This window comes from Zhongshania borealis (assembly GCF_039539625.1).
Lineage (GTDB): Bacteria > Pseudomonadota > Gammaproteobacteria > Pseudomonadales > Spongiibacteraceae > Spongiibacter > Spongiibacter borealis.
The window spans coordinates 31,695-47,948 of the sequence record NZ_BAABDM010000008.1; the positions used below are offsets into that span (position 1 = coordinate 31,695).

Consider the following 16,254-nt stretch of genomic DNA (forward strand, 5'->3'; position numbering starts at 1 on the left):
TGAAAAGTTTCTTTTGAATCAACGAATTAGATAATGAAAGGATTATAAGATCATGGCAAAAGACGTAGTATTTGGCAATGAAGCGCGTCAGCGCATGGTGGCTGGTGTCAATATCCTAGCTAACGCAGTAAAAGTTACTTTGGGCCCCAAAGGCCGCAACGTGGTACTAGAAAAGTCCTACGGCGCACCAACCATCACTAAAGATGGTGTATCGGTAGCGAAAGAGATTGAATTGGAAGATCGCCTAGAAAACATGGGCGCGCAAATGGTTAAAGAAGTCGCTTCACGCGCCTCTGACGATGCCGGTGATGGCACCACCACTGCGACTGTTCTGGCGCAAGCGATTGTGAATGAAGGCTTGAAATCAGTTGCTGCTGGCATGAACCCAATGGATATCAAGCGCGGTATCGATAAGGCTATTGCCGCTGCGGTTGAAGAAGTGAAAAAACTGTCTAGCCCTTGCGCAGACACGAAAGCGATTGCACAGGTTGGTACTATCTCTGCAAACAGCGATGCCAATATTGGTGACATCATTGCTGAAGCAATGGAAAAAGTCGGCAAAGAAGGCGTTATCACCGTTGAAGAAGGCCAAGGCCTTGAAAACGAGTTAGACGTTGTTGAAGGTATGCAGTTTGACCGCGGTTACCTTTCTCCTTACTTCGTTAACAACACAGAGAACATGAGTGTTGAACACGACAGCCCTTACATTTTATTGGCTGATAAGAAAATCTCTAATATCCGCGAAATGCTGCCTTTACTTGAGCAAGTTGCTAAGTCTAGCCGCCCGCTGATCATTGTTGCGGAAGACGTTGAAGGCGAAGCCCTTGCAACATTGGTTGTTAATACTATGCGCGGTATCGTTAAAGTGGCTGCCTGTAAGGCACCTGGCTTTGGCGACCGTCGTAAAGCCATGTTGCAAGACCTCGCAGTTCTGACTGGCGGTACTGTGATTTCTGAAGAAGTAGGCTTGGATCTTGAGCAAGCAACCCTAGAGCACCTTGGTACTGCTAAGCGTGTCACCATGGACAAAGAAAACACTGTAATCGTTGATGGCGCTGGCGATGCTGCTGCAATTCAGTCTCGTGTTGCTGAAATCCGCACTCAGATCGAAAACACCAGTTCAGATTACGACCGTGAAAAACTGCAAGAGCGCGTAGCGAAATTGGCTGGCGGCGTTGCTGTTATCAAGGTTGGTGCAGCCACTGAAATGGAAATGAAAGAGAAGAAAGCGCGCGTTGAAGATGCACTGCATGCAACCCGTGCGGCGGTAGAAGAAGGCGTAGTTCCTGGCGGCGGTGTTGCTCTGGTTCGTGCTATTTGCAATATCGGCAGTATCGAAGGCGACAACGAAGATCAGACTGCAGGTATTAATGCTGCGCTGCGCGCACTGGAAGCACCTTTGCGTCAAATCGTGACCAACGCGGGTGACGAAGCTTCTGTCGTTCTGGACAAAGTTCGCAACGGCACCGGTAACTTCGGTTACAACGCTGGTACTGGCGAATACGGCGACATGATGGAAATGGGTATTCTTGATCCCGCCAAAGTGACACGTACTGCGCTGCAGGCTGCGGGTTCTGTTGCTGGCCTGATCATTACTACCGAGTGCATGATTGCCGACGCACCTAAAGCTGAGTCTGGCGCTGGCGGTATGCCAGACATGGGCGGCATGGGTGGTATGGGCGGCATGGGTGGTATGGGCGGCATGATGTAAGCAGTCCTTGCCCTAAAGTCCCGCTTCGGTGGGGCTTTATCGCTTTACAAACCCCGGCCTTGGTCGGGGTTTGTCGTTTTCGAGGCTCAAAAATTAATCCTGTTTATTGGGCTTGAGTAAAACGCGTAGCCAATTGCGCCAGCTGTTGTTGGCCAATGCCATTTTGGCCAGCTCATCTTGAATTTCGTAGTAGTGTTCAGAGTCCTGGAACAAAACCTCCCGCTTTAGCATTCGCCGCTTTGGATTGATGTTCTTAATGACGCGCGCGGGGTTGCCCGCGGCAATGACATTGGCGGGAATATCTTTAGTCACAATACTGCCCGCACCAATGACACTGTTTTCACCAATGCGGACGCCTTTGTTGACGATAACGCGTTCGCCAAGCCAAACGTTGTTTTCTAATACCACCGGCTTTTCGCTACGAAAGGGCCTGATGCGATTGTAAATGCCATGCCAGTCGCTATCGCTGATATAAACATTGGCGGCAAACATGCAGTTATCACCTATCTGCACTGACTTGGCCGCAGAAATTCGTACCCCAGGGGAGATTAGGCAGTAGTTGCCAATACGGATTTCCGTTTCACCCAAGCGGCTCGGCCAGCTGGTGATACGAATTATATTGTCTGGCGCGGCGATAATATGGGCGTGTTTGCCGAGGTGGATATTGTCACCAAAAATTACCACGCTGCGCGGGTTCACCACGTCGGGCAGGCTGCCGAGGCTGTCGAATTGGGGCGCAATATAGCGCTGAACATACCATCTATTTATTTTTTTGCTCAGGCGGTGGAGCGCATGAGGTGTGCTGCTGCGTCGCAATGTAAAATTCCTAAAGGGCGCTCAAAGGCGGGAATATGGCTGGCGCCGGATTATTTCACGTTGTTTCGGTTTATGCATCGACGAATTGCAGCTAACGATTTTACTATGTCACATATTGAGTATTCAGTGTAAACATGCTTAAGTGTGTGGCATAAATCAGCGCGACAGCATTGTGTTTGCATTCGCGATAATAATCTAAAGGGCATTGCCATGTTGAATAGCCGGCTATTAATTACATTGATCATGTTTGCAGCGCTGTCTGCCTGTGGTGGAAGTTCGAGTACTTCGCGCAGTCAGAGGGCTGATGAGGTCAATCAGCCGGCGGACATGGACAACGATGGTGTTGCTGACAGTGTTGATAATTGCCCTGCGATTGCCAATAGCGATCAAGCTGACGCAGACGGCGATAGCATTGGTGATGCCTGCGACAATGACGCTGATAACGATGGTGTTGCTGATGATTTGGATAATTGCCCTGTCATTGCCAACAACGATCAAGCGGATGCCGATAGCGATAATATTGGTAATGCCTGCGACGATGACGCTGACAACGACGGCGTTTCTGACGACCAAGACAATTGTCCCGCGGTGAGTAATGCCAATCAGCAAGATCTCGATAACGATGATATTGGTGATATGTGCGACCCAGAAGACGGCCGCGATAGCGATGATGATGGGGTTGGCAATGAAAATGATTTATGTGCTGATTCGGCGGCGCTGTCGAGTGTCGATGCCAATGGTTGCTCAGCGGCGCAGGTCAATGCTTCTTGTGGCGATAGTTTCGCAACCGTTGCGGCGAACCGTCATTACCAAGTGGTTTTGCCCTCAGCCAGCGGCGAGAACATCAGTTTTGAAGTTTTCGAACCCGCAGTGCTGGACTGTGGAGCGCGTGCTTTGGGCGCGCACCCATTAATATTGCACAGCCATGGCCTTGGTGGCGCGCGCGTTAGCGATCCAGCGGCCAGCGATTACAGTAGCAATGCCCTAGACCTGTTGGTGGCGGCTGGTTATCCGGTGATCAGTATTGATCAGCGCGGTTTTGGCGATAGCAGCGGCACGGTCCGGGTTATGGATCCGGATGTAGAAGGTTTGGATTTACTACAGATATTGGATTGGGCTGAAGAAAATTTGGATTACTTGGCCTGGCGTAATGAGGCTACTGGAGAATTAGCGGCGCGCCCGACGCCAGCAGTGAGTGTCCCTAGCGGTGTGAATCTACTAAGCGGTGCTGTGGGCTCGAGCTACGGTGGCGGCTACCAGTTATTGATACATGGCGTAGATGAAAAACAGCGCATGGATGCCATGGTGCCCGATATTACTTGGCACTATTTGCCTTTCAGCTTAAACCCCGGTGACGTGGTGAAGTCGGGCTGGAGCTTGTTGTTGGTTGGTGGTGGTGAAGCCGGAAGTTACCAGCCGGGCTTTGAAAATCAAGAATCACCGCTGGCGCGGGGACTCGATCCCTTTGTTAAAGAAACGCTATTGCGCGGTATCGCGACGAATGAATTTCCGCGCGATGCCCTGGACTGGTTTGCCTACCATAGCCCTCGCTATTGGTGTGAGCTTAACGACCAGGCGACCATGCCTTATAGTTTTGCGGCCAGCGAGCTGAACAATAATATTAGTAGTGAGTTTAATGAGGCGCCGGGTAGTAATAGTTACAGTGGACACCCGGGAGTCGATATTCTGTTAACGCAGGGTATTCGCGATACCTTGTTTAATTTCAATGACGCCTGGTGGAATTTTCAGTGTCTGAGTGAACGTGCCGCGGGCACTGGCCATGAAGTGCGGATGTTGACGCATGAAAGTGGCCACATTATTCCCAATTTTGTTGGTGAAACACCGGAGCCGATATACTTTCAAGCTCTGGGCGGCAACTTTGCTTGCGGTGACCTGACCCAGCGCAGTGCTACAATCGATTGGTTTAATGCCAAATTGCGTGGGGAGCCAGCGGCGGATGACCTTAGCGGCGAGAACGAAATTTGTGTCTCGCTGGCGGATGACGACGCGGTCAATATCCCCGTTACTCAGTTTAAAGCGCGTCGCGCAGAAAGTGATACGACTGCAGTGAGCTTCTCTGAGTTTAACAATGTTGCATTGGCTAATGTGCCAAACGGGGTGGCTGCACAGGCCGCGCATGTATTAGCGCAAGATGTCAGTGTTATACCGCTGTTGACAGTGAGTGACGCCAATGGCCTGCTTGTCGCGGGTATCCCCCAAATGGATATGACGGTTTCGACGCCGCAGATGCTGAATGACGCCGCTTGTGAACTGGGTGGCGTGCCAACCATTCGCAGCGGCTGCGACAGTATACTGTTTGTGGGACTCGCGGTCCGCAATGGCGGTGGTGATTGGCGTTTGGTTGATGATCAAATTATGCCGGTGCGTGGGCTCGGTAGTCATGCAGATTTCGATTTGGTCGGCGTGGCTGAGCGTTTAGCTGTTGGCGATGAATTGGGCTTGTGGGTCAGTGGCTATCATCCGCAATACCTTGAGTCATACTCTCGGGACTTGACGATTCCCGTAGTCAATATCGCGGCCAATGTGCGCTTGCCACTGTTTGCGGTAGATGCGGCGGGTCAGCCTGACTTTGCCGGGGCTGTTGCGAACGCGATTGCAGTGGCTGTGGCTCCGTAATTCAGTCGATTTTTGAGCTGCACTATAGAACGGAATTCTTTGCGTCGGCGTTAGTTTGCATGCCGCGATACCTGAAAATATATCAGCGTCACCTCGATAAGAATTTGTGTCGGAGGCGCTGTCCTCTCTATACTTGAATCCTTTCTTTGCAAGGGGCTGGTAGCGGTGGCTGTCGAACGGTTTTCCGCAGTGCTGCTAGCGCCGTTGTTTTTGTAATGCTTAGTCGTCCGTCTATTGAGTGAGGGTGTTTTGGAACTGTCGTCAATTGTGCCTTGGGGGCGTTCATACGCGGAGTACTGCCGTATGTTCGCGCTTCGCGAAGGGGATTTGGAACGGCATATTCTTGGCTGCGGTGATGGCCCTGCAAGTTTTAATGCCGAACTGAGTCAGAGCGGCGGCCGTATTATGTCGGTTGATCCAATATACCAATTTACTAAAGACCAAATTAGTAGTCGGATTCAGCGCGTTTATCCGGGCATGATTGCCGAGCTTGCCCGCCATGCCGATAATTATTATTGGAGTAGTTTTCGCGACCCGGGGCATCTCGGTTCGGTTCGCATGTCGGCAATGAACCGGTTTTTGGATGATTTTGATTTGGGCTTGGCGCAGGGCCGCTATGTTGACGCAAGCTTACCCGAACTGCCATTTTTTGATGACGAGTTTGATTTGGCACTGTGCTCCCACCTGCTGTTTTTATACAGCGAACAGATCGATGCTGCACAGCATATTGAAGCGCTAACTGAAATGTGCCGAGTCGCCAAGGAAGTGCGAATCTACCCACTGCTTAGCCTTGATGGTCGCTTATCGCAGCACCTTCCCGGTGTGCTCCGGTATTTTAACGCGCGGGATTACCACGCTGAGTTGAAGCCAGTCCCGTATCAATTTCAAAAGGGCGCCAGTGAGATGCTCACTTTGCGCAGAGTCGCTCTCTAGAACAATACCGTTTGGACAACAGATGATTACAGATGAGCTTGAGTTAACCAGTACCAAAGTCATTTTGCGCGCCGCCTGCGATGTGTACCCGAATGCAGGGGAGCTGCCGGTTATAGAATGCATTACCCCAAAATGCCGGGCCGTGATTGCCTTGCAGGGCGCGCAAATACTGTCGTTTTGTCCGAGTGACGGTCACGAATTACTGTGGCTGAGCCCATTGGAAACCTTTGAGTATGGCAAGGCTATTCGTGGCGGGATCCCACTTTGTTTGCCCTGGTTTGGGGTTAATCGCCGCGAACCGGCATTAGCCAAGCACGGTTTTGCCCGCAACCAGTCTTGGAGTCTGGATAATGTGACCGAGACTGCGGGTGGCGATCTGGCGTTGCGTTTTTTGTTTCAGTCTAGCGCCGAGGATTTACAGGTTTTCCCCTGGGCTTTTTCGGCGCGTCTCGATGTGCTATTGAGTGATACCTTGGCGTTAAATCTCAGTGTGCTCAATAGCAGCGACAAGGCGATGCCGCTGAGTTTTGCCATGCACAGCTATTTTGCGGTATCAGGTTTGTCTGCGCTTGCGCTTGATGGGGTTGATGGCGCTGAATACCTCGATAATTGTCAGAACTTGACGCAGTGCCGGCAAGAAGAGACTTTGCGTTTTAGCGGTGAAATCGATCGTGTGTATGAGGGGTTGAGCGGCACGCAAACGCTGCGCGATGGCGCTAGGGCCATTTCCGTGAAGGGGACTGCCTGCGACACTGTGGTGGTGTGGAATCCCGGTGCGGTGCTGGCTGATACCATTGCGGATGTGGGTGCGCATTTTGCTGAATACGTTTGCGTTGAGCGAGGAATGGCCTTTGCTGATGAGTTTTTGTTAGCGCCGGGACAGCGCCATGAAGCCAGTATGACCCTGGCGGCGACGAGCACCTGAGGCGGCTTGCCGCTTTGGTCATGCTATTGTTGTTTTTTAAATGCGCGCAAACAGTGCAAAATGGCGCAATATAATAACTCTGTTCAGTTTCAGTTAATCTCAATTACGTATTATTACGTACACAAGTTCAAGGTTGCCGTTGATACCGTGGTGTCGGCGGCCAGTTGTAAATCGAGAGGGGAATAATATGCGTTTACATTTAGTGTTAGTGGCATTGTTGTCAACAGCGGTAGTTGCTTGTAGTAGTGGTGGCACTGTATACCAGCCAGCGGACGAGCGTGGCGCTTACGGTTACACGGAAACCCAGCTTGGCGGTGATCGCTATCGAGTGACCTTTACCGGCAATAGCATGACAGACAAAGAAACGGTTAACGACTACGCGATGTTGCGAGCGGCAGAATTGACTCTGCAGAATGGCTATAATTGGTTTCACTTGGTTAATCGCGATACCGAAGGTAAAACACGCACAACTGGCGGTATTTCAGCGATTAATGATTTTGGCGGCCACACGGCAGTATATCAGCGCTGCGGATTGGTAAGTTGCGACACAGTAGTTACCCAAACTCCCTCGCGCCTTAGCGGTGGAGTATCAACAGCAACGACCCGCACTAATTACCAGTCGTCACTGGAAATTAAAATGGGTAAAGATCCAATGCCTGATGACGCCGAGGCTTATAATGCACAAGAGCTAGCGTCTACATTGCGCCGTTGGATCGGTCAGCAAAAGAAATAAATTCTTTTGCTTTGCTCTAACCGGATGCTTGTCGTCCGGTTTTTTTTGTGAGGACAAAAAGTGCCAGCAGAATTCAATAAGGTCGCCGCTGAAGCGGTTGTGGTACTGGGGGCGAGTCCAAAACCAGAACGATACTCTTATAAGGCTGTAAAGCTGCTTGCTGAATACGGGCATAAGGTATTGCCGGTAAACCCCTATCACCGCGAGGTGGCAGGCATACCCTGTGTTGCGAGTGTGGCGCAGTTGCGAGAAAAAATTGATACCGTGAGTGTGTATGTTCGTGCTGAGTTATTGGCAAGAGATCTTGCGCAGCTTATTGCTCTGTCACCTCGGCGTGTAATATTTAACCCGGGCACTGAATCAAAAGAAATGATGCGGGCGTTGGCGGTGTCAGGTATCCGTTGTGAAGAAGCCTGTACGCTGGTTTTGTTGCGCACTGGTCAGTTTTAATCTGACCCTGCAAGGCAAAAAAAAGGGGGAGCCAACTGAATGGCTCCCCCTTTTTAGTTTGGCGGCTTTAACTTAAACAAATTGCAGTAGTGCAACCATCGCAACGGCAAGCGCGATGCTGCAGTGTACGACGCCTTTTACTGTGGTCATTGGGCCGGTTTTGCCGAACATGGCGTTGAGCTGAAGCAAGGCGATTAAGCCGATACAAATCCACAGGCCTAAGCTGATCGATGTGCCTGCTTTGCTTACTGCGGCTGCACCAGCGGCGCCTGCGCCGTGGAAAGAACCCAGCATGCCTATCAGCATTGGCGCTGAAAACAAGGTGTTCGTTCGTGAGGCGAGGCCAGCTTTGGGGGCGGCTTTTGCTGCGTCACCGGGAACAATGCCGCAAACGATTTTTTGATTTGGCCAAATAATAAGCCATACGTTAAGGAACATCAGGGTGCCCATTAGCGCGCCAATAATGATGTAGCCGTTTAAGCCGCGAGCCATGGTGAAGTGCAATAAGCCTAAGCCAGTAAGGAAGGTGAACATGGCGCCCCAGCGAAACCACCACAGTGCGCGGGGAGCAAGCTTTTTAACCGCATCTGCTTTGGCGGCGGGTTCGGCTTCTTTAAAGTATTCAGTTTGCACAAAATTAAAATAGTACAGCAAGCCAATCCAAGTAATGCCGAATAAAACGTGCAGCCAGCGTAGTAATAGATCTGGGGAGATAAATGCTTCCATTAAAGAGTCCTCGTTCGCGTTTTGTTGTTGTTTGGTTTTTTTGTATTCACGGCAGAAAATATACAATGTACAACCATGGGTCGCGCTGTGTTAGCGTAAAACCCACGAAGTATAGCAAAGCCGCGGAACTTGGGTAGTGATTGCTGCTCAAATGGCCCAAGTGGTGCTTTAAGCCCCGTCACGTCAGTGTCATAATGGATTTTTTCTGCCCCTAATTAGAGTGAGTTATTACGCGTGAGCACGGAAAGACAGGAACCTAAAATTTCACTCTCGATCGATGAGGACGATATCGTCCATGCCTCCCCCCAGCGCAAGACGCAGTCTGCGCCACCACCTGCAAGTGGTGGCGGTGGCTTTGTAATGTTTATGCTCACGGTGTTGGTCTTAGCGCTGACGGGCGCCTCGTATTATCTTTATGAGCAATTGACCAATGCTCAAAAACAGCTAGCAAGCGGGCAAGGCCGAATTGATGTGCTTGAGCAGCGTTTGTCCGTCGCCGATGAAAGTATTACTGAGAGCAGTGTTTCGACTCAGGTAAAACTTAAAGAGTTGGATTTTGAAGTTCGCAAGTTGTGGGACAATGTTTGGAAAAAACAGAAAGACGAGCTAGCGCAGCACGAGGCGAGTTTGGTGACGCAAAAAGCCGATTTAGCAAAGGCTGAAAAGCGCATTGCCGCCCTTGAAGCGAAACTGCGCGTCAGCGACGAACAAGTCGCTAAAATTGTGAAGTCCTATAATTCTGAGCGCGAATCACTCACTTCAATGGCGGGTAAACTGGATCGCGTTATTGCTCAATCGGAAGTGAATCGCAAGCAATTGCTGGACATGGGCAAACAAGTCGCCTCTGGCGGTGCCTTGGATGCGCGGGTTAAGGATCTTGAGCGCAGAGTGACTCAGAACGATGAGTGGCTAGATTCGATCAACGCCTTCCGCAAGCAAGTAAATCGCGATATTGAGTCTATGCGCTTAACTATGTCGCAGTATCACGCGGGCAGTCCGTCCCCTCGATAAACTTATGGGCGGTGGTGCACTACACCACCGCCGGTCAGCTAGTGTATACTCTGCCGCCATTCCGGGCGCTGTCGCCATCATTTCAGGAGTCCTCCGATGACCGTAATTCGTCAAGACGATCTCATTCAGAGTGTGGCCGACGCGCTGCAGTATATTTCTTACTACCACCCCGTTGATTTTATCCGCGCGATGGATGAAGCCTATCAGCGCGAGGAAAACCCCGCCGCCAAAGATGCCATGGCACAAATTCTGATTAATTCGCGGATGTGCGCTGAGGGCAAGCGCCCGATTTGTCAGGATACCGGTATCGTCACGGTATTTTTGACCGTGGGCATGAATGTGCAGTGGGAAGGCACCATGGGCGTAAGCGACATGGTCAACGAGGGCGTACGCCGCGCCTACAACCTACCAGACAACGTTCTACGCGCCTCAATTCTCGATGATCCTGATGGTGCGCGCAGCAATACCAAAGACAATACTCCAGCTGTTATCCACTACCAAATTGTGCCCGGCGATACTGTAGAAGTGCACGTTGCGGCCAAAGGTGGCGGTTCAGAGGCGAAATCTAAATTTGCGATGCTCAACCCCTCCGACTCAGTCGTTGATTGGGTGCTGAAAATGGTGCCGACTATGGGCGCGGGCTGGTGTCCGCCAGGTATGTTGGGCATTGGTATAGGCGGTACGGCTGAAAAAGCGATGATAATTGCCAAAGAGGCTCTGTTAGACCCCATTGATATTCATGATTTGCAAAAGCGCGGCGCCAGCAACCGTTCTGAAGAACTGCGTTTAGAGTTGTTCGAAAAAGTTAATAAGCTGGGTATTGGCGCGCAAGGTCTCGGTGGCTTGACCACTGTGCTGGATGTGAAGGTGAAAGACTTCCCGACCCATGCAGCAAACAAAGCCGTGGCGATGATCCCCAACTGTGCGGCGACTCGCCATGCTCACTTTACATTGGATGGCAGCGGTCCAGCAGCACTGACGCCCCCATCATTGGACGAGTGGCCAGAAGTGACGCGTGAAGCGGGCGACGCCAAGCGCGTTAATTTAGACACCGTTACTCAAGAAGAAATGGCGACGTGGAAGCCCGGCGACACGATTTTGTTAAGTGGCAAAATGCTTACCGGTCGCGATGCTGCCCACAAGAAAATGGTCGATATGCTGGCCAAGGGCGAAGAATTGCCGGTCGATCTAAAAGGTCGTTTTATCTATTACGTAGGTCCTGTAGACCCAGTACGCGATGAAGTTGTCGGCCCTGCAGGCCCTACTACCGCGACCCGTATGGATAAGTTTACCCGTACCATGCTAGCTGAAACTGGCCTGATGGGCATGATCGGTAAATCTGAGCGCGGTGATGTGGCGATTGAGGCAATCAAAGAGTTTGGCGCTACCTACTTAATGGCCGTTGGCGGCGCGGCATACTTGGTTGCCCAAGCGATCAAGAAATCCGAAGTTGTCGGCTTCCCTGAACTGGGAATGGAAGCGATCTACGAATTTACTATTGAAGACATGCCTGTGACCGTTGCGGTGGATGTGCGGGGTGATTCGGTACACAAGATCGGGCCACAGATTTGGAAGGCCAAGATCGAAGCGCAGACAATAGAAATCGTCTGACGTTGGGAGTCGGACGCAAGGCGAGATATGAGCGGTCTAGCGTCCGACGCCTGACATCTGACACCAGACGAGTAAGCGCTTTTCGCGTATAGGAGCACACCTTGGCTAATCAAACCTTCTACTGGCACGATTACGAAACATGGGGCGCTAATCCCGCTCGCGATCGGCCGGTGCAGTTTGCCGGGGTGCGCACCGACACAGATATGAATATTGTCGACGAACCTTTAATGGTGTTTAGTCGACCGAGCCCGGATTATCTTCCCCATCCTGAAGCCTGTTTAATCACCGGTATTACGCCCCAGCAGGCACTGCAAGACGGAGTGTCTGAGGCGGAGTTTATTGCCATTGTTCACGCGGAATTGGCGCAGCCCGGCACCTGTGGTGTTGGTTATAACAGTATTCGCTTTGACGACGAAGTGACGCGCTACACTCTGTACCGCAATTTTTTTGATCCCTATGCTCGTGAGTGGCAAAACGGCAATTCCCGTTGGGATTTGATTGACGTCGCGCGGTTGTGCAGGGCGCTCCGGCCTGATGGTATTGAGTGGCCGGTGCGGGAAGATGGTACCCCCAGTTTTCGCCTTGAAGAATTGTCGGCGGCCAATGGCTTGAGTCATGAGTCGGCGCACGATGCCTTGTCGGACGTCTACGCCACCATTGATTTGGCTAAGTTGCTCAAACAGCGCCAGCCAAAATTATTTGATTACGCCTTAAGTATGCGCGACAAACGCACGGTCGCGGCGATGCTGGATACCGTCACCCAAGTGCCGGTGCTGCATGTGTCGGGTCGTTTGCCTGCGGCTAAGTTTTGCTCGGCACTCATGATGCCGCTGGCCCTGCATCCCGACAATAAAAACAGCGTGATTGTCTACGACCTGAGTGTTGATCCGCAGCCCTTGATTGACTTGTCGGTGGAGGAAATTTCCGCTCGGGTATTTAGCGCCACGGCGGATTTACCGGAGGGCGCAGAGCGTATCCCGCTAAAAGAAATTCATATTAATCGCGCGCCAATCGTCGCTACGGCCAAGTTGCTGGATGAAGCGGTGTGTGAGCGTTTGCAGCTTGACATGGATCAGTGTCGGCGTAATTGGCAGCGCATTCGCAAAAGTGCTGATCTTAAAGACAAGTTGCAAAAATTGTTTGGTGCTCGTCAATTTACTGAGAGCAGTGATCCCGATGTAATGCTCTATGGCGGTGGATTTTTCAGTGGAGAGGATCGCCATTTGATGGATGCGGTGCGCAGCAGCGACCCCGAATCGCTGGCTACGCAATCGTTTCCTTTTCGAGATCAGCGTCTACCAGAACTGTTGTGGCGCTATCGCGCACGTAATTACCCAATGACATTGTCTGGTCCTGAGCGTCAGCGATGGTTAGATTTTTGTCGACAGCGCCTGCGGCAGCCGGAGCCTGGGCAGCTAGGGTTCGTTGATTTTCGCCGTCGCCTTGGTGAATTGGCATTGGAGCGCAGCTCTTCTGCCGACACTATGATCCTTCACGAACTTGCGGAGTACGCCGACGCGCTGGAGCAGGAAGGTTTGTGACGTCCCCGTGGTGGGTGTATATGGTGCGGAGCCGCAGCGGTAAGCTGTATACCGGTATCAGCACGGATCCCGATCGGCGTTTTCGTGAGCATTGCGGTGAGGGTGGTCGGGGTGCGAAGTTTTTTCGCGGCGATCCTGCCGATGCAATTGTCTATCGTGAAATGGCTAAAAACCGCTCAGAAGCTTCCCAGCGAGAGGCAGCAATAAAAAAACTACGGCGCAGTGCCAAAGATAGCTTGATCAGCGATCAAAACGCCGCTTTCCCGCAGGCCTGATACAGGCGATAATGCGCGGCGATAAACAGGGGAAGGTAATGGCAGATAGCGGTCCGGAACGAGCAAAAAGCACAAACGTTGGCGTATTAAAGGCCATGATGCAGTTTTTGCGGCCCTATTACTGGCAAATGATTGGCGCCAGCATTGCATTGGTTTGTACTGCGGCGATTACCCTGTCGATTGGTCAGGGCCTGCGTATGTTGGTCGATCAGGGCTTCTCCAGTAGCGCCAGCGAAGCGGCCTTAAATCAAGCGCTGTTATTCTTTATGGCGATGATATTGTTGTTGGCCGCCGGCACATTTACCCGATTTTACCTAGTGTCATGGATTGGCGAGCGGGTGAGTGCTGATCTGCGGAAGGCCGTGTTCGCTCATGTTGTCCAGCTTCATCCCGGCTATTTCGAAACCAACCTCAGTGGCGAGATTCAGTCACGCATCACCACCGATACCACCTTGTTACAAACGGTCATCGGTTCATCGGTATCGATCGCGCTGCGTAATTTTCTGATGTTTATTGGCGGGGTGATTTGGCTTTTTGTAACCAACCCCAAGTTAACCGCCATGGTGATGCTCAGCGTGCCCTTGGTGGTAGTGCCGATTATTGTGTTTGGTCGCCGGGTGCGCAGTTTATCGCGCACCAGTCAGGATAAAATTGCAGGGGTCGGTACCTTTGTAGGCGAGTCAGTTAAAAATATTAAAATGGTGCAGGCATTTAATCATCAAAAGCTTGATCGTACGGCCTTTGACGGGCATGTTGAGTCTGCATTTCAGGTGGCTATTGGTCGTATCAAACAGCGCGCTTGGTTGAGCACTACCGTGATAACGCTAGTGCTGGGCGCGGTAACCGCAATGCTGTGGGTCGGCGGCCTCGATGTAATGGCGGGAAAAATTACCGGCGGTGAATTAGCGGCGTTTATTTTTTACGCGGTCATGGTCGCGGCATCGGTGGGTGCGATTTCTGAGGTTTATGGTGATTTACAGCGCGCCGCTGGCGCCACCGAGCGCTTGTTAGAATTGCTCGCAGCTGAAAATCTAGTCCCGTCGTCTGACACGCCAGTAGCGCTGCCAGCTGAGCCCAAGGGGCATCTGCAATTTAAACAAGTTTGCTTTAGTTACCCCTCGCGACCAGAGCAGTTGGCTATTGATAGTCTAACCTTGGATATTAAGCCAGGCAGTAGTTTGGCGCTGGTGGGCAGTTCCGGTGCGGGCAAGTCAACCTTGGTTGACCTGATCTTGCGATTTTACGATGTGCAGGGTGGCGCTATTTACTTCGATGGGATCGATATTCGCGATTTCAGCTTAGAGGATTTGCGCTCGCAAATTGCCATTGTGCCCCAGCAGCCCGTTTTGTTTACTGGCACTGTTGCCGACAATATCCGCTACGGTAAGCCTGATGCCAGCATGGCCGAAATTGAAGACGCAGCGCGCAAAGCTTACGCGCATGAATTTGTTGAGCGGCTAAGCGATGGTTATAACAGCTTCGTGGGCGAGGGTGGCGTGCGCTTGTCAGGTGGCCAGCGTCAGCGTATCGCGATTGCCCGGGCGATCTTGGCCGACCCTACTTTATTGTTGCTTGATGAGGCTACCAGCGCGCTAGACGCCGAAAGTGAATATCAGGTTCAGCAAGCCCTTGAACTTTTAATGAAGGGGCGTACCACTATTGTCATTGCCCACCGGCTGGCTACCGTGGTGGACGTCGATATTATTGCGGTGCTTGATCACGGCAAATTGGTTGATACCGGCAACCATGCCGAGTTACTGCAAAGCTCGCCCCTTTATTCACGTTGGGCGAGTTTGCAATTTGACGAAGGCAGTAGCAGTGCCGAAGTTCTTGAAACAGTGTAATTAACGCGGAGAGACCCTTTTGAAATTTTCTGGCAGCCATATCCTCTCGATCAGTCAGTTTGAGCGCGTAGATATTGAACGAGTGTTCGAGGTTGCCGATCGCATGGAGCCTTATGCTCACCGTCAGCGGGTGACCAAGGTGCTGGACGGCGCAATACTCGGCAATATGTTTTTTGAACCCTCTACCCGCACGCGAGTGAGTTTTGGTTGTGCCTTTAATTTGCTCGGCGGCGAAGTTCGGGAAACCACTGGTTTTGAAACCTCAGCAATCGCCAAGGGCGAGTCGCTCTATGATACGGCGCGGGTTTTGAGTGGCTATAGCGATGTGATTGTTATGCGCCATCCGGTATCGGGTTCAGTTGCCGAGTTTGCCGCTGCTAGTCGCGTGCCGGTGATCAATGGTGGCGATGGCGCTAACGAGCACCCAAGTCAGGCCTTACTGGATCTCTATACTATTCGTAAGGAGCTACTGCATCAGGGGCGCAGCGACCTCGACGGCCTGCGGATTGCCATGATTGGCGATTTGAAATACGGCCGCACGGTCCACTCTCTATGTAAACTGCTGTGCCTATACCGCAATGTAACTGTGGTACTTATTTCGCCTACCGAGCTACAAATGCCCGGCGAGATTGTAGAGCAGTTGCGTAGTGCGGGTCATACCGTGGTCGAATCCGATGTCATGGAAGGCAGTATCTCTAAAGTCGATATTGCGTATTCCACCCGTATTCAGGAAGAGCGTTTTGCCGATCGCGCCGAGGCCGATTTATACCGCGGCCGCTACCGTTTGAATCAGGCGATATACACCCGCAACTGTGAACCGAATACGGTGATTATGCATCCGTTGCCGCGGGACTCGCGGACCGAGGCAAATGAACTCGACAACGACTTAAACGATAATCCGAATTTGGCGATATTCCGCCAGGCAGATAATGGCGTATTAGTGCGCATGGCGCTGTTTGCCTTGATTTTAGATGTCGTTGATCAGGTGGATAAAAACGCTCGGGATGTTAACTGGTATACCGAGCGTCGATTTTAGAGGTG

General features: G+C 51.6%; 14 protein-coding genes. 12 read left to right on the plus strand and 2 right to left on the minus strand.

All coding sequences use genetic code 11. The features are described from left to right. Nucleotides 1-52 precede the first annotated feature (52 nt). Complete coding sequence (groL, locus tag ABD836_RS16025) at nt 53-1,711, plus strand: chaperonin GroEL (RefSeq protein ID WP_344937915.1); 1,659 nt, start codon at nt 53-55, stop codon at nt 1,709-1,711. A gap of 93 nt (nt 1,712-1,804) precedes the next feature. On the opposite strand, the gene ABD836_RS16030 is transcribed toward groL, so the two are convergent. After that, nucleotides 1,805-2,527, minus strand: a complete 723-nt coding sequence (locus ABD836_RS16030) for an acyltransferase (RefSeq protein ID WP_344937916.1) — start codon at nt 2,525-2,527, stop codon at nt 1,805-1,807. Between the two features lie 210 nt (nt 2,528-2,737). Between ABD836_RS16030 and ABD836_RS16035 the strand changes: the two genes are divergently transcribed. From ABD836_RS16035 to ABD836_RS16055, 5 genes are all read left to right on the plus strand, one after another. Next, nucleotides 2,738-5,164, plus strand: a complete 2,427-nt coding sequence (locus ABD836_RS16035; protein WP_344937918.1) for a thrombospondin type 3 repeat-containing protein — start codon at nt 2,738-2,740, stop codon at nt 5,162-5,164. Nucleotides 5,165-5,467: 303 nt separating this feature from the next. Continuing rightward, entirely contained in the window at nt 5,468-6,097 is a 630-nt protein-coding gene (locus ABD836_RS16040) for a class I SAM-dependent methyltransferase (RefSeq protein ID WP_344937920.1), read from the plus strand. 22 nt (nt 6,098-6,119) lie between these two features. Next, nucleotides 6,120-7,022, plus strand: a complete 903-nt coding sequence (locus ABD836_RS16045) for a D-hexose-6-phosphate mutarotase (protein WP_344937922.1) — start codon at nt 6,120-6,122, stop codon at nt 7,020-7,022. A gap of 187 nt (nt 7,023-7,209) precedes the next feature. Continuing rightward, the gene (locus tag ABD836_RS16050) at nt 7,210-7,755 is read left to right on the plus strand and encodes a CC0125/CC1285 family lipoprotein (protein WP_344937924.1); all 546 of its coding nucleotides are present in this window, start codon (nt 7,210-7,212) and stop codon (nt 7,753-7,755) included. A gap of 60 nt (nt 7,756-7,815) precedes the next feature. Next, a complete protein-coding gene (locus ABD836_RS16055) occupies nt 7,816-8,205 on the plus strand; it encodes a CoA-binding protein (protein ID WP_344937926.1) in 390 nt (129 codons plus the stop codon). Between the two features lie 72 nt (nt 8,206-8,277). Here ABD836_RS16055 and ABD836_RS16060 read toward each other — a convergent pair whose 3' ends face one another. Continuing rightward, on the minus strand, nt 8,278-8,931 hold the full coding sequence (locus ABD836_RS16060; RefSeq protein WP_344937928.1) for a urate hydroxylase PuuD: 654 nt from the start codon (nt 8,929-8,931) through the stop codon (nt 8,278-8,280). 234 nt (nt 8,932-9,165) lie between these two features. Here ABD836_RS16060 and ABD836_RS16065 point away from each other — a divergent pair, with 234 nt between their 5' ends. The 6 genes from ABD836_RS16065 (at nt 9,166) to ABD836_RS16090 (ending at nt 16,249) form a co-directional block, all read left to right on the plus strand. Then, nucleotides 9,166-9,942: a hypothetical protein gene (locus ABD836_RS16065; RefSeq protein WP_344937930.1), complete on the plus strand. Its 777-nt coding sequence runs from the start codon at nt 9,166-9,168 to the stop codon at nt 9,940-9,942. A 96-nt stretch (nt 9,943-10,038) separates the two neighbouring features. Beyond that, nucleotides 10,039-11,553: a fumarate hydratase gene (locus ABD836_RS16070; protein ID WP_344937932.1), complete on the plus strand. Its 1,515-nt coding sequence runs from the start codon at nt 10,039-10,041 to the stop codon at nt 11,551-11,553. A 101-nt stretch (nt 11,554-11,654) separates the two neighbouring features. Next, complete coding sequence (sbcB, locus tag ABD836_RS16075; protein WP_344937934.1) at nt 11,655-13,094, plus strand: exodeoxyribonuclease I; 1,440 nt, start codon at nt 11,655-11,657, stop codon at nt 13,092-13,094. Continuing rightward, on the plus strand, nt 13,091-13,369 hold the full coding sequence (locus ABD836_RS16080; RefSeq protein WP_344937936.1) for a GIY-YIG nuclease family protein: 279 nt from the start codon (nt 13,091-13,093) through the stop codon (nt 13,367-13,369). The genes sbcB and ABD836_RS16080 overlap by 4 nt, the downstream gene beginning before the upstream one ends. 38 nt (nt 13,370-13,407) lie before the next feature. Then, a complete protein-coding gene (locus ABD836_RS16085) occupies nt 13,408-15,213 on the plus strand; it encodes an ABC transporter transmembrane domain-containing protein (protein ID WP_344937938.1) in 1,806 nt (601 codons plus the stop codon). Between the two features lie 19 nt (nt 15,214-15,232). After that, nucleotides 15,233-16,249: an aspartate carbamoyltransferase gene (locus ABD836_RS16090; RefSeq protein ID WP_344937940.1), complete on the plus strand. Its 1,017-nt coding sequence runs from the start codon at nt 15,233-15,235 to the stop codon at nt 16,247-16,249. Nucleotides 16,250-16,254: the final 5 nt, after the last annotated feature.